This window comes from Bacillus sp. FJAT-26390, assembly GCF_001682865.1.
GTDB lineage: Bacteria > Bacillota > Bacilli > Paenibacillales > Paenibacillaceae > Pristimantibacillus.
The window spans coordinates 697,607-711,338 of record NZ_MAQX01000011.1 but is presented as its reverse complement, the minus strand read 5'-3'; the positions used below and the strand labels follow the sequence as shown (position 1 = coordinate 711,338).

Below are 13,732 nucleotides of genomic sequence, written 5' to 3'. Positions count from 1 at the left end.
TACGAAGTCAGGTTTGTATTCACAAACCTTGGAGGAGGATTCTAATGGAACTACAGGCTAGGAAAGGCAATGCTCTGCGGCTACTGTTGTTATCCGTGCTCGTGCCAGTTTTTAATATTGTCCTTCACGGGTGCATCTTTATATTTTTCCGCGACTCCAATCTGCCGCCAATCGTCAACGCTGTACTGGCTGTCCTGTGGGGAGCACTTGGCATTTATTTTATTTACTACTCGTTTAACTGGGTAGTCGAGAAATATCCGGATCAATGGAAGCGGAGAATATTGCCTTTTGTATTTGTTGGTCCGGCGGTGCTGCTGCTTGGCTGGCTGCTTGTTTTTCCGACATTGCGGACGTTGTATTTAAGCTTCTTTGATGCCGGCTCCGTCAATTTTGTCGGCTTTGCCAACTATGTAGCTGTATTTTCGGACCGACTGCTCGTTATGGCGCTTCGTAACAACCTGCTTTGGGTATTTTTCGGCACGCTGGCATGCGTAGGCTTAGGTCTTCTTATTGCCATTCTGGCTGACCGAAGCAGCTTCGAGAAGCTTGCAAAGGGACTTATCTTTATGCCGATGGCGATCTCGTTCGTAGCGGCAGGCGTCATTTGGAAATTTATTTATTACTATCAGCCAGGCGAGGAGCAGATCGGCCTGCTAAATGCGATCGTCGTGAAATTCGGAGGCGAGCCGCAGGCATGGCTTAGCATGATTCAGCCTTGGAACAACCTGTTCCTTATCGTTATTCTCATCTGGATGCAAACGGGCTTTGCTATGGTAATTTTCTCTGCGGCGATTAAGAGCATCCCAGAGGACATGCTGGAAGCTGCCCGGATGGATGGTGCGGGCGAGATTCGCATTTTCTTCAAAATCATGATTCCGTATATCGCGGGAACGCTGCTTTCAGTTACGACGACGATTATTGTATTTACGCTCAAAATATTCGATGTAGTCATGATCATGACCGGCGGACAATATGAGACGGATGTTGTGGCAACGCAGTTTTATCGCCAGCTGTTTATGTACCAAAACGCAGGTTATGGCTCGACTTTAGCTATCGTGCTGCTCATTGCGGTCATACCTGTCATCATCATCAATCTGCGCCAGTTCCGTAGAGAGGGGGGCTTCTAATATGAGCAAAACTAAAAAAGTTCGCAAGTCCAAATGGCTCGTGAACACCGTACTCGCTATCATTTGCTTGATTTGGACGATCCCGACGCTCGGGCTGCTCGTATCCTCATTCCGGCCTGCCGCAGATATTTTAGCAACGGGCTGGTGGAACATTTTGCCCCATCGCGATTGGCAGACGACAGAAAAGCTGCAGCTGCCAAAGGACACGGATCTCCGTGAACCGATCAAAGTAAACGGGAAAACCTTCTCTGATGATCAACTGCGTGCAGGTGTGCAGATGGACGGGGAACGTCTGATTTGGGAAAATCGGCGGGCTAGGACACTTAATGTGCAGGAGAAGCATTGGACGCTCATTTCTCACTTTACCACTCAGAACTACGAGACCGTGCTTGGCGGGAAAACCTACGCGATTACGATGCCTGACGGAACGACAAAAACGGAGAAGGGAAGCGGCATGTCGCGTTCCTTCTGGAATACGATTGCGGTTACGATACCGGCGACCGTCATACCGATCTTTATTGCATCGTTTGCGGCTTATGCCTTTGCATGGCTCCGTTTCCCGGGGCGGAAAACGTTGTTCGTCATCGTTATCGCGCTGCTCGTTGTGCCGATTCAGGTGGCGCTCATCCCGATTTTGCGCGACTATACGTCGCTTGGACTCAACGGTACCTATTTCGGAATATGGCTCGCGCATACGGCGTTTGGTTTGCCTCTGATTACTTATTTCATGTACACCTCCATCAGCCAGCTGCCAAAGGATTTATTCGAATCGGCGTTTATGGATGGGGCAACCAACTTTACGATTTTTAGCAAGCTTATATTACCGCTCTCGGTTCCCGCGCTTGCGTCGATCAGCATATTCCAGTTTTTATGGGTATGGAATGATTATCTGGTGTCGCTTATCTTCCTCGGCAGCCAGCCGGAGGTACAGGTATTGTCCATGAATATTGCGAATATGGTCGGTTCTCGCGGCAATGACTGGCATTTGCTCACAGCAGCCGCGTTCGTCTCCATGCTGATGCCATTAGCCGTATTCTTCGCTTTGCAAAAATATTTTGTTCGCGGCATGCTTGGCGGCTCGATCAAAGGTTAAACGTGTTTTATATCGGATAAAAAAGAATGGCGCAGCGTCTGGGCACGGTGTCCCCTCGCGCGCCATTTGTATGTAGAGAGAAGGAGAGATTGGCATGCAGGCAAAGCAGGCTTGGTGGAAGGAATCGGTTGTATATCAGGTTTATTGGCGGAGCTTCCGTGATACAAACGGAGATGGCATCGGTGATCTGCGCGGTGTTATCGAGAAGCTTGATTATATTCAATCGCTCGGCGTGACGATGGTGTGGATTAATCCATTTAACGAATCGCCTGACAAGGACAATGGCTACGATGTGTCTGATTATTATACGGTGATGAAAAAGGCAGGCACGATGGCGGATTTTGAGCTTTTGGTCAAGGAGACCCATGCGAGAGGCATGAAGATCATGATGGACGTCGTCGTCAATCATACATCGGACCATCACCCGTGGTTCCTTGAATCGCGCTCGTCGATCAGCAGCCCGAAGCGAGACTGGTATGTGTGGCAGGACGGCAAGGATGGGGAGCCGCCAACGAATTGGCGCTCGTATTTTAATCCATCAAGCTGGGAGCTGGATGAAACTACGAACCAATACTACATGCATTCGTTTGCGATCGAGCAGCCGGATTTGAACTGGGCAAACAAAGAAATGCGGCTGGAAATTTATAAAATGCTGCGCTTTTGGCTGGACAAAGGGGTAGACGGGCTTCGTCTTGATGCTCTTGCTCTGCTGGCTAAACCGCAAAGCTTTACAGATGTGGAGGACCCGCGCGATATTCGTTATTTGACGCATAATCCGGGGCTTCACGAATATTTGCAGGAAATGAACCATGAGGTATTTCGCCATTATGATATGATGACCGTCGGTGAAATCGCCTTTGCTACGCCGGAGCTAGGCGCATTGTTTGTTGACGAGGAGCGCCAAGAGTTGAACACGCTGTTCCACTTTGAAGTGGCCGATGAAATGCCGGAGTGGGATATGGTTCGCTTCAAGCATATTCAAAGGCAGTGGGCAGAGGCTTTGGAAGGACGCGGCTTCGGCTCGCAATTTCTTAATAACCATGACCATACCAGGCAGGTATCGCGTTACGGCAACGATAAGGAGTACCGCGAGGAATCGGCTACGCTGCTTGCGACGATGATTCATACGCTGCCAGGCATTCCGTATATTTATCAAGGCGAAGAGATCGGCATGACGGGCGTAAGGTACGAAACGATTGGCGATTACAAGGACATTGCCATGATTAATAAGTATGTGGAAGAGGTCGGCAAAGGCAAGGATCCTGCGGCGGTGTTCCAAGCTCTGCAGCCGCTTAGCCGTGACAACTCAAGAACGCCGATGCAGTGGAATGGCAGCCGGAATGCGGGCTTTGGCAGCGAAGAGCCATGGATAAAGCTTAATCCGAATTATGAGGAAATTAACGTGGAGCTAGCGGAAAACGATCCCCATTCGGTGCTGGCTTTTTACAGAAAACTGATTGCCCTGAGAAAGAGCCATCCTGTAATGGTATACGGCAATTTCACCGATATCAGCGAGGATGATCCGCATTTATATGTTTATGTGCGCGAGCTGGATGAGACCGAATGGATTGTGCTGCTGAATCATGGAGAAGAAGCACGGACGTTCACATTCTCAGATCCGATTTGCGGTGCCGAATCAATGAATCTGCAGCTGGTGCTTGGCAATTATAAAGATACGCCCAGCATTTGGAACGAGGAGAACAGAAGCGTCGAGCTGCGGCCTTTTGAAGCGCGAATTTATGAGGTATTGGGTTAATTCAATACAATATGAAAAATGGTGGAGCAGGAATATCCCTGGTCCACCATTTTTTATTGTTCAGCGTACGCTTGCATGTGCAACGGACAGCTTGCGTCCCTTGCCGTAAGGGATGCAAAGCGGCGTTCCAAAGATAGGGTCGGTCGTGATTTGGCATTCCATCTCAAAGACGGATCGGATGAGCTGTTCGTTCATAATGGCTTCCGGTGATCCTTGTGCGTGAATGCGCCCGTCTTTCACGGCCACGATATGATCGGCATAACGGCAAGCGAGATTAATGTCATGCAGCACCATCACGATTGTACGGTTCTCTTGCTCGTTTAAGTCAAACAGCAAATCAAGAATCTCGATCTGATGGGCCATATCAAGATAGGTGGTCGGCTCGTCTAGTAAAATAGTCGGCGTGTTCTGAGCCAGTGTCATCGCTATCCATGCGCGCTGGCGTTGGCCGCCGGACAGCGAGTCCACCGAACGGGAGGAGAACTCGTCCATATGCGTAACCTCCAGCGCCTTCTTTACCATCTTCTCATCCTCTTGCGACCATTGCTGAAGCCAGCTTTGGTAAGGATAACGTCCTTGCTTCACGAGTTGGTGAACGGTAAGCCCCTCCGGCGCGATGGGACCTTGCGGCAAGATCGCGAGACGTCTAGCAATTTCCTTGCTCGAGAGCTTGGCTATTTCAGCCCCATCAAGCAGGATAGAGCCCTCCTGAGGCTTCAAAAGGCGGGCAAGGGAACGAAGCAGCGTTGACTTTCCGCAGCCGTTGCTGCCGATGAATACCGTGATTTTACCTGGCGGAACAAGTAAATCAAGATTGTTGAATATCGCTTTTTGCCCATAGGACAAGGTTAGGTTTTTCGCTTGAATGGAGGACATGAGAACCACTCCCTTTTTTATTTATTCATTTTTTTACTTGCTTGGCTTAGAGGTGGTTGCTATCCATTACGATGACGGTAGAGCAAATAGATGAAGAACGGCGCCCCGATCGCCGCTGTGAAGACGCCAGCGGGAATATCAAGCGGGATAAATGCTACCCTAGCGACAAGGTCTGAGAGCAGCAGGATAAGTGATCCGATTAATGCGGATACGGGTATGACCCCGCCATAAGAAGGGCCAACTAGTTTCCGTGCAATATGCGGAGCCATTAGGCCGATAAAGTTGATAGCGCCGCCGATTGCAACCGCAGCGCCGGCAAGCGCAACGCTGATGATAAGTAGAACCGTCCGTTTCACTTGGACGGAGCTGCCTACGCTCGTCGCGACCTCATCCCCAAGCTCCTGTACGTTAAGATGTCTGGCGAAGAGAAGAGCGATTGGAAATAAAACGATAATCCATGGAAGCAGCGTCGCAACATCTCTTTCCCACGATACCCCATAGATGCTGCCAGTCATAAACGTAAAAGCTTTGACCGCTACCGCAGTAGGCGTAAAGGAAGCCGTCAAGATGAGCATATAGGTTACGGCTGTTAACGCTGTTGCCATCCCTATGCCGATAAGAACGAGTCTAAGCGGCGTAATGCCCTTGCGGTAAGCGAAAATATAAATAAGAAAAGCAGTGCCAAAAGCGCCAATGACTGCGCTCAGCGGCATGAAGACGATGCTGACATGCGAGAAGTATAGGATGAATACCACGGTTCCAAGTGAAGCTCCCCCGGTTATTCCGATAATATCTGGCGAAGTCAATGGATTGCGTACGATTCCTTGCAGCAAAGCGCCGGATACGGCTAGCGCCGAGCCTACCAGTACGGCAATCAAAACACGCGGCATCCGAAGCGAGAAAATAATCATGGAATCGGATGAATCAGCGGCTCCAAATAAAGCGCGAATGACGTTAATAGGGCTTATCGTTTTGCTGCCAAGGCCAACGCAAATGACGATTGCGGCTAAATTCGCAACGGTCAACAATAAAATAATCATTAATGTTCGGCGGTCCAGCTGATAGGAATGCCTGCGGCCTCTGATTGTAATCCATTTGTTCATATTAGGAACGGCCTCCTCTTCTGGCGATAAACACGAAGAAAGGAACGCCTATGATCGCAGTCATAATGCCAACGGGAACTTCCTTCGGAAAAGCAATATACCGTGAGCCGATATCGGCTGCCAGCAGCAAAATAGCGCCATATATCGCGCAGTATGGAATGACCCAGCGATAATCGATACCGACCAAATACCGCATTAGGTGAGGCACGATGATGCCTACGAATGCGATCGGGCCAGCCATGGATACCGAGCCTCCCGCAAGCAAGACGATAATGACTCCTGCTGCCAATTTGATATAAACGGTTTTTTGTCCCAGCCCAACGGCTATATCTTCTCCAAGTGACAGTACGTTCATATGTCTGGCAAGCACTGGCGCGCCAATTAGGGCTACGACCATATATGGAGCTGCAGTCGTGAAGATTTTCATATTGCGATCCGATACGGAGCCTACAAACCAATTAAGAACTTGGTCAAACGTTTGACCGTTCGTAAGGAGCAAGCCAAGCGCTAGAGACGAGAAGAACGCGGTCAAAGCAGCTCCTGCCAGCGTGACCTTAAGCGGTGTCAGGCCATCATTCCCGATGGAGCCAAGCGTATAAACAAGGATCGCCGTGAAAGCGGCGCCTATGAATGCGAGAGATGCGAATGTCGTTAGGCCGCTTGCGCCAAAAAAGGCGGTGCCTACAACAATGAAGAAAACCGCTCCTGCATTAATGCCGAAAATGCTGGGGGAAGCGAGTTGATTGCGCGTAATGCCTTGCATAAGAGAGCCGGCGACAGCCAGAGCTGCTCCAACGATGGCTGCGATGAGCGCACGAGGCATTCTAGCCGTTTGAATAATAAGATGCTGCTGTGACTTGCTGTCAAATGCTTGATAGGAGTCTAAGATGGTACGCCAGCTGATGTTGGTCGTTCCGAAGGCGATGCTGCAAACGATACCCGCAGCAAATAGGAGCAGTCCCGCAATTAGCCCTGCTACCTTAAGCGTGCGCGTATGCAATAGAGTATCCATAATTTCCTCTTGCCTCTTTCTCAGTGTTTAATAGGTATGACTGTACCGTTTCAAGGAAAAAACGAGATATTTGAACGAGCGTGCTCAACATTGCCTTGGTATTGAAGCTATTAGTGCTACTCCAACATTTTAGGGTATCGGTTAGATAGTGTCAATGAAGTTGAAAATCATTATCAATAGTTATTGACTTTGCGTTGCACAGCTGGTATAGTTTCGTTTGGGATAACAATGAGAATGATTTTCAATAAGAGGGAGAGAAAATAAAATGTTCCATTCATTAAAGAAGAAATTCACTTGGACTGCAACTACTATGTTGCTTACGCTAGCCGTAGTCGTATCGGGGTGTGGCCAATCCGGGTCAAACGATAGCAAGGGGAATGCGGCTGCAACGGATGATTCCGGCACGCCGAAGACTGAAGAAGCAAGAACGATTACGCATGCAATGGGCGAAACGAAAATCGAAGGAACGCCAGCACGTATCGTCGTATTGACGAACGAAGGAACGGAAGCGCTGCTTGCACTCGGCATTAAACCGGTAGGCGCAGTAAAATCGTGGACGGGCGACCCTTGGTACGACCATATCAAAGCAGACATGGAAGGCGTTACTGAAGTCGGCGAAGAAAGTCAGCCGAATATCGAGCTGATCGCCAGCCTTAAACCGGATCTCATTATTGGCAACAAGCTGCGCCAAGAGAAAGTTTATAACCAGCTAGCGGCTATTGCGCCAACGATCTTCTCCGAGACATTGCGCGGAGCATGGCAATCCAACTTTTTGTTGTATGCAGATGCAGTCGGCAAGAAAACCGAAGGAGAAAAGGTTATTGCTGAATACGACAACCGTGCTGCAGACTTTAAGTCTAAAGCAGGCGACAAGCTGAACCAAAAAGTATCCGTTGTTCGTTTTATGGCTGGCAAAACGCGTATCTACCTAGAGGATACTTTTACAGGCATTGCGTTCTCCAAGCTCGGCATTACACGTCCTGATAGCCAAAAATATAAAGATACATTCGTAGAAGAAATTACGAAGGAACGTCTGCCAGAGGTTGATGCGGATATGCTCTTCTACTTCACTTATGAGACTGGCGACGGCAAAGGAACGGCGATGGAAGAAGAAATGCTGAAGGACCCGCTATGGCAAAGCCTGCAAGTTGTGAAAAACAACAAGGCCATTCGCGTAAGCGATGCGATCTGGAATACAGCTGGCGGCGTAATTGCAGCTAACCTAATGCTTGATGAGCTTTATAAAATTTATGAAATTCAATAAATCATGTGAAAGCAGCCGGACATTGCTCCGGCTGTTTTTTATTTTTTTACAAGGAGGAATCTACATTAAAAAACATGTCAATGCTAATCATTTAGCCATCCGATAAAGAACTGAATTGTTGCGTAAATGCATAAAAGTGCGTACCTGGTAAACACTGTTTCTCTAGACCCACACAGGTTCTCTCGGGTATGATACCGATAGATTATTTTCAAGACTCACAAATACATACGGTTCTCGTTTGGGGAGGTATTGAAACTGGATCAATATGAAGAAATAAAACAGGGCGAGAAGGGCGCTTGGATAAGCATCGCCGCTTATTTGGTGCTCTCTGCGATTAAGCTTGGCGCTGGCTATTGGTTCGTTTCCGGGGCCCTCGTTGCAGACGGGTTTAACAACTTAACGGACATCGTTGCTTCGGCGGCGGTTTTAATCGGATTACGCATTTCTCAGAAGCCGCCTGATAAGGACCATCCTTACGGACATTTTCGCGCGGAGACGATTGCAGCGTTAATTGCCTCCTTCATTATGGCAACGGTCGGCATCCAAGTGTTAATTGGAGCAGTAAAGTCATTGTTTGCGAGCGACCACCATGTTCCAAATTTAATGTCGGCATGGATCGCTTTGTTTGCGGCAGCCTGCATGGGCGGCGTCTATCTATACAATCGCAAGCTGGCAACGCGCATAAATAATCAAGCCTTGCTAGCGGCCGCAAAAGACAATTTGTCAGATGCGCTAGTGAGTATTGGCGCAGCTATAGGCATTATAGGAGCACAGTTCGGCTTGCCGTGGCTCGATCCTGTTGCTGCTTTGGCGGTAGGCGTTATTATATGTAAAACCGCATGGGAAATTTTCTACAGCTCTACGCATGCGCTAACGGATGGTTTTGACGAGAACGAGCTTTCTTCCCTGCGGACGACAATCGCCAAGACGAAAGGCGTCAAATCGATAAAGGATATTAAAGCAAGAGTGCATGGCAGCCACGTGCTCGTGGATGTTATCGTACAGGTGGATCCCGAGCTTACACTCATCGAAAGCCACCGGATTAGCGACGAAATCGAGCAGCGTATGGGTCGCAAGCACAACATCATGAGCGTTCATGTACACGTTGAGCCGGATGTGCTTGTAGAGCATATCGAGGTCAGTACGACAGGGAAGCATTAGAAGGCTTGTTATTCATAATAAAAGGCAGGTTAGGGGATTCCCTGACCTGCCTTTCTCATTCATATGCGTTTCATTTAAGAATCGATTTGTATCGTAGTGCTCTCGGCTTGTTTGATTGGTTCAGCCTGCTCGCTCTGAGTCTCGGCTGCTTGTTTGCTCGCCAGCGCTTTTTTCTTGTTGCTTCTTTTGCGAAGCAAAAGATACACGACTACGAGCGGTACGGCCACTACGAAAATGTATAAGGATACATCCTTAACCATATGTTCCGCGGCGCGTCCGTAAAAATAAAATAAGGAACCAACGATATAGAACTTTAATCCTCGGCCGATTGCGGCGTAGCCGATCAATCTCCATAATGGGAAATTCAGGCAGCCGGATAAAATGGTAAACACTTTGAACGGGATCGGTGTAAACGAGCCAATAAGAATAGCGGCTTCGCCGTTTTTCTGGAATTTATCCGTGGCAGCGTCGATCCATTCTTTTTTTAGAAATTTATATAGGACTGATTTGCCCATTACTTTCCCTAGATAATACCCGACAGGCGTACCTAAAAGACAGGCGATATAGCCCACGGTAGCCAGCCATAGCGCAGTTGATGGATTGAGTAAGCTTAATGAAACTTGCAGAAAGAAAGCAGGAATGGGAAAAATGACGGCATCAAGAAAAGAATGAATAAACAATCCCAATGGCCCGAATTCTTTTAAAAAGTCAACTACAGCTTGAAACATTACCAGGCTCCCTTTCCGTCAACTAACCTGCACATAAAGCCTGCTTAACGAGATATGCCATTTGGAACTTCCCCTATGTGCTAACATATGCTGCAGTTTGTTGAAAAAGCGCTTTAGCGCTTGATATTTTAATTATAGCATAATTAAATCGGTTAAAAAGATGATAGTTGTCATGTGTTTGTTGGAAATTAGCAAATGCGAGCTTTAGTGCACTTAGTTCATTGGATCTATGGCAAGTTATAAGAACGAATACGTTTGTAGGCGCGTTCAGGTTTCAATCCGTTTTTTAGATAGAGGCTGTGGAGATGTTAAATTTTGTTTAAAAAAAGCCCCTTGCGGATGGGAGAAATGCTATCCCATTTACAAGGGGCTTTTGCATCTAGGCGCCGGGAGCTTGTTACTCGCGTGTCTGGCGGCGCGAGACGCCGCTTAGCTGAGCAGCTTGGATAACGCGGCGGCGAACCTCTTCAACGACTCTGCTATTGAAAACACTCGGTATGATATACATCGGGCTTAACTCATCGTCGCTAATGGCAGATGCGATGGCTTCCGCCGCCGCAAGCTTCATTTCTTCATTAATCGTTGTTGCGCGGCTGTCGAGCGCCCCGCGGAAAATTCCCGGGAAGCAAAGGACGTTGTTAATCTGATTCGGATAGTCGGAGCGTCCGGTCGCGAACACGGCTACAATATCCTCCGCTGCCTCCGGTCTAATCTCAGGCTCCGGATTCGCCATCGCGAATACGATCGGGTCCTTGGCCATCGTCTCTATGTGCGCACGAGTCAAAATGCCGCCGGCTGATACGCCAATGAATACATCGGCTCCAACAAGCGCTTCCGCAAGCCCGCCGCTGCGACGCTCCGGATTCGTATGGTCCGCATACCACTGCCACATCGCATTTTCGTAGGATCGGTCGGCGGTTAAGATGCCTTCGCGGTCAACGCCGACGATATGCCGAGCTCCGCCTGCGAGCAGCATTTTGGTGCAAGCGGTGCCTGCCGCTCCGATTCCGCAGATGACGATGCGAGCCTCGCTTAAGGTGCGCCCGGTGAGCTTAAGCGCATTAAGAAGGCCGGCATATAAGACGACTGCCGTACCGTGCTGATCATCGTGGAAGACGGGGATATCCAGCTCTTCCCTCAGCCTCTGCTCGATTTCGAAGCAGCGCGGCGCTGAAATATCTTCTAGGTTAATGCCGCCAAAGGCAGGGGCAAGGTTCTTGATCGTCGCGATGATCGATTCTGTATCCTGCGTGTCCAGGCAGATCGGAAAGGCATCTACATCGGCAAATTGCTTAAACAGCATCGCTTTGCCTTCCATGACCGGCATAGCCGCATACGGGCCGATATTGCCTAGACCGAGCACGGCGCTGCCGTCGGAGACGACTGCGACCATATTTCTTTTTACGGTGAGCGTAAATGCCTTGGAGGGCTCTTCAAAAATAGCTTGGCAAACTCTAGCGACATCAGGCGTATAAACGCGGGACAAATCGTCGCGGTTCTGAATGGGGGTTTTGGGCTGGATCGTTATTTTTCCGCCAAGATGCAGAAGGAAGGTACGGTCGGAAATATGGACTAAGCGGATACCGGCTAATGTTTTTAGCGCCGCCGTCAGCCGCTCGGCCGTGCCTTGCTCCATAATTTTGACCGTTAAGTCGCGTAAGCTTTTGTTTTTATCCGTATGTATGACGTCAATGGCGACGATATCGCCGCCGGCTTTCTCGATTGCTGTGGCAGCTCGTCCAAACTGGGCGATCTTGGTATCGATTTCGATCCTCAAAATAATAGTTTTCCCGTCTGTCATATGCGAACTCATAAAAAAACAGCTCCCTTCGTCATTTATACTATTTGGATAAGGGCTTACCATTTATGCTTCATTCATTTATTAGAAAGAAAGCCGTCACTGCATGAGGCGCAGGACGGCTTTCGGGCAACTCGTCGGGTCGTATTGTTGATTCCGCTTGGTAAGCAGACCGTCTCTGAATTGACCAGAGGCGTAAGGCTCGTGGATAAGCGAAAACCATCGATCTACGGTATCGTTTGAGTCGAGCATTTCCCCAAAACCATTGCTTATAAAGTATTCGCAGTTTTCCTCTTCTTGACCCGGGATCGGTTCATAAAAGAGCATCGGTATTCCCTTGCTCATCCCCTCGGTGCAGGTCATGCCGCCGGGCTTCGTAATAAGCAGATCCGATATGTCCATCAGCTTGTTAACCTCGCGCGTGAACCCAAGGATACGGATGTTCGGATGCTGGAAAAGCGGATCGGCGAGCATCTTATCCTTCATCTTCTCATTCGAGCCAACGCAGTATATAAGCTGGGTGCTCTCCCGCCATTTGGTCATGTACTCGAGGGCATTGTCCTCATACATGATGCCCCAGCCGCCGCCCATAATAAGTACCGTCGGCATGTTTTTTAGCTGGAACTGTTCTCGTACTTCCTCTTTATCGTATGTATGCCAGAAATTCGGATGAACGGGAATACCCGTAACCTCAATGCGATTATCCGCGATGCCCTTGTCAATAAGGCGATCCTTCACAAGAGGAGATGACACCAGATACCGGTTCACCTCCGTGTTTACCCAAGAGCCATGCGCGTCGTAATCGGTTATAAGCGTGTAAAGCGGGATATCCAGCCCTAAACGTTTAAGTCTAGCTACAACGGCGTTGGGGCCGGGATGCGTGCATACAATTAAATCCGGCTTAAGCTGCGAGATGACTTGAGACGTTTGGGTATAAAACATGCGATGAAGCGCAAGCTGTGTAAGGCGGTTAAACGATTTTTTATAGTTACTGCGGTACATAAGACCGACCATCTTAGGCTGTTTGCTTACCGTTTTGCGATATGCAGATATGATCCATGGACCAAGCACCGGATTAAGAAATTTTCCAAGCTCGATGACGCGGGTCTGAATCCCCGGACATAATTGCTTTAGTCCGACAGCGAGCGCATAGGCAGCTTGAGTATGACCGGAGCCAAAGCCTTCAGAGAGCAGAAGCACTCTTTTCTTACGCATTCATTCCACCTACTTTTCTAATTCCATATTACGATGCAAGTGCGACTAACACAAGTTTTATCCGATAGTGTTGCGAATATAGCGGTCCATAATTTATCCTTAAAAGCAGATGAGCATATTATTATGATATGTATCCTTAGAGTCAACTATATTTACATATATTTTACAAGTGGATAAAAAATAAACAGCAAGGATGATGCTAAATGGAATTATTTGATCAAGAAGATCAAAGTTTGAAAATTGGGGATTTCGTTCGAGCGGAAATCCGCTCTGGCCAGTATATCGGCGAGCTTCTCGAATTAAATGGACCGCGCGCGCTCGTTAAGGTGTTGGCTGTAGTCAAGCATCCTGAGCAAGGCGATTTGCATAATCCGTATAACCCGGATGTTCCTATTTTTCACGAGCGGCGCGCGCTTAGCTATACGGAGAAAACGAATGTTCTGATTCGTGACATAAAGAAGCATACTGGGAGCATTCCGGAGTACAACGCTTCGCTAAGAGCTGCTGCAGAAGCGGAAGCAGCCGGGCTTGATCGCTTGCAGCGCTGGGCTGCAAAAGGGCTTGAGCAAATGCAGCAGCTTCTTAAGGAATACAAATAA

Annotated in this window: 12 protein-coding genes; 6 read left to right on the top strand and 6 right to left on the bottom strand. The window is 48.6% G+C overall.

Annotation, left to right across the window (positions count from 1 at the left end):
- Nucleotides 1-44 precede the first annotated feature (44 nt).
- The 3 genes from A7975_RS14880 (at nucleotide 45) to A7975_RS14870 (ending at nucleotide 3,976) form a co-directional block, all read left to right on the top strand.
- A complete protein-coding gene (locus tag A7975_RS14880; RefSeq protein WP_065385589.1) occupies nucleotides 45-1,127 on the top strand; it encodes a carbohydrate ABC transporter permease in 1,083 nt (360 codons plus the stop codon).
- 1 nt (nucleotide 1,128) lies between these two features.
- Nucleotides 1,129-2,220 (top strand): carbohydrate ABC transporter permease, encoded by a 1,092-nt coding sequence (locus A7975_RS14875; protein WP_053372239.1) that lies wholly within the window; start codon nucleotides 1,129-1,131, stop codon nucleotides 2,218-2,220.
- A 94-nt stretch (nucleotides 2,221-2,314) separates the two neighbouring features.
- A complete protein-coding gene (locus tag A7975_RS14870) occupies nucleotides 2,315-3,976 on the top strand; it encodes an alpha-glucosidase (protein ID WP_065385588.1) in 1,662 nt (553 codons plus the stop codon).
- Nucleotides 3,977-4,036: 60 nt separating this feature from the next.
- On the opposite strand, the gene A7975_RS14865 is transcribed toward A7975_RS14870, so the two are convergent.
- From A7975_RS14865 to A7975_RS14855, 3 genes are read right to left on the bottom strand one after another with little or no spacing between them, the layout of a single operon-like run.
- The gene (locus A7975_RS14865; protein WP_065385587.1) at nucleotides 4,037-4,852 is read right to left on the bottom strand and encodes an ABC transporter ATP-binding protein; all 816 of its coding nucleotides are present in this window, start codon (nucleotides 4,850-4,852) and stop codon (nucleotides 4,037-4,039) included.
- 59 nt (nucleotides 4,853-4,911) lie between these two features.
- Nucleotides 4,912-5,955 (bottom strand): FecCD family ABC transporter permease, encoded by a 1,044-nt coding sequence (locus tag A7975_RS14860; protein ID WP_065385586.1) that lies wholly within the window; start codon nucleotides 5,953-5,955, stop codon nucleotides 4,912-4,914.
- Nucleotide 5,956: 1 nt separating this feature from the next.
- Nucleotides 5,957-6,967, bottom strand: a complete 1,011-nt coding sequence (locus A7975_RS14855) for a FecCD family ABC transporter permease (protein WP_065385585.1) — start codon at nucleotides 6,965-6,967, stop codon at nucleotides 5,957-5,959.
- 265 nt (nucleotides 6,968-7,232) lie between these two features.
- Here A7975_RS14855 and A7975_RS14850 point away from each other — a divergent pair, with 265 nt between their 5' ends.
- A complete protein-coding gene (locus tag A7975_RS14850; RefSeq protein ID WP_065385584.1) occupies nucleotides 7,233-8,231 on the top strand; it encodes an ABC transporter substrate-binding protein in 999 nt (332 codons plus the stop codon).
- A 255-nt stretch (nucleotides 8,232-8,486) separates the two neighbouring features.
- On the top strand, nucleotides 8,487-9,392 hold the full coding sequence (locus A7975_RS14845) for a cation diffusion facilitator family transporter (RefSeq protein WP_053377422.1): 906 nt from the start codon (nucleotides 8,487-8,489) through the stop codon (nucleotides 9,390-9,392).
- A gap of 74 nt (nucleotides 9,393-9,466) precedes the next feature.
- On the opposite strand, the gene A7975_RS14840 is transcribed toward A7975_RS14845, so the two are convergent.
- The 3 genes from A7975_RS14840 to A7975_RS14830 all read right to left on the bottom strand — a co-directional run bounded on the left by A7975_RS14840 (nucleotide 9,467) and on the right by A7975_RS14830 (nucleotide 13,133).
- A complete protein-coding gene (locus tag A7975_RS14840; RefSeq protein WP_082198202.1) occupies nucleotides 9,467-10,120 on the bottom strand; it encodes a YqaA family protein in 654 nt (217 codons plus the stop codon).
- Between the two features lie 397 nt (nucleotides 10,121-10,517).
- Nucleotides 10,518-11,933 carry an NAD-dependent malic enzyme gene (locus A7975_RS14835; protein ID WP_053372233.1) on the bottom strand — a complete coding sequence of 472 codons (1,416 nt, stop codon included), beginning with the start codon at nucleotides 11,931-11,933 and terminating at the stop codon, nucleotides 10,518-10,520.
- 84 nt (nucleotides 11,934-12,017) lie between these two features.
- Entirely contained in the window at nucleotides 12,018-13,133 is a 1,116-nt protein-coding gene (locus A7975_RS14830) for an MGDG synthase family glycosyltransferase (RefSeq protein ID WP_053372232.1), read from the bottom strand.
- 203 nt (nucleotides 13,134-13,336) lie between these two features.
- Between A7975_RS14830 and kapB the strand changes: the two genes are divergently transcribed.
- Entirely contained in the window at nucleotides 13,337-13,732 is a 396-nt protein-coding gene (gene kapB / locus A7975_RS14825; RefSeq protein ID WP_053372231.1) for a sporulation phosphorelay system protein KapB, read from the top strand.

What these genes read in the sequence shown, in the direction of transcription:
- A7975_RS14880 (WP_065385589.1), top strand. Translation starts at nt 45, where the DNA reads ATGGAACTACAGGCTAGGAAAGGCAATGCTCTGCGGCTACTGTTGTTA.
- A7975_RS14875 (WP_053372239.1), top strand. Translation starts at nt 1,129, where the DNA reads ATGAGCAAAACTAAAAAAGTTCGCAAGTCCAAATGGCTCGTGAACACC.
- A7975_RS14870 (WP_065385588.1), top strand. Translation starts at nt 2,315, where the DNA reads ATGCAGGCAAAGCAGGCTTGGTGGAAGGAATCGGTTGTATATCAGGTT.
- A7975_RS14865 (WP_065385587.1), bottom strand. Translation starts at nt 4,852, where the DNA reads ATGTCCTCCATTCAAGCGAAAAACCTAACCTTGTCCTATGGGCAAAAA.
- A7975_RS14860 (WP_065385586.1), bottom strand. Translation starts at nt 5,955, where the DNA reads ATGAACAAATGGATTACAATCAGAGGCCGCAGGCATTCCTATCAGCTG.
- A7975_RS14855 (WP_065385585.1), bottom strand. Translation starts at nt 6,967, where the DNA reads ATGGATACTCTATTGCATACGCGCACGCTTAAGGTAGCAGGGCTAATT.
- A7975_RS14850 (WP_065385584.1), top strand. Translation starts at nt 7,233, where the DNA reads ATGTTCCATTCATTAAAGAAGAAATTCACTTGGACTGCAACTACTATG.
- A7975_RS14840 (WP_082198202.1), bottom strand. Translation starts at nt 10,120, where the DNA reads ATGTTTCAAGCTGTAGTTGACTTTTTAAAAGAATTCGGGCCATTGGGA.
- A7975_RS14835 (WP_053372233.1), bottom strand. Translation starts at nt 11,933, where the DNA reads ATGAGTTCGCATATGACAGACGGGAAAACTATTATTTTGAGGATCGAA.
- A7975_RS14830 (WP_053372232.1), bottom strand. Translation starts at nt 13,133, where the DNA reads ATGCGTAAGAAAAGAGTGCTTCTGCTCTCTGAAGGCTTTGGCTCCGGT.
- kapB (WP_053372231.1), top strand. Translation starts at nt 13,337, where the DNA reads ATGGAATTATTTGATCAAGAAGATCAAAGTTTGAAAATTGGGGATTTC.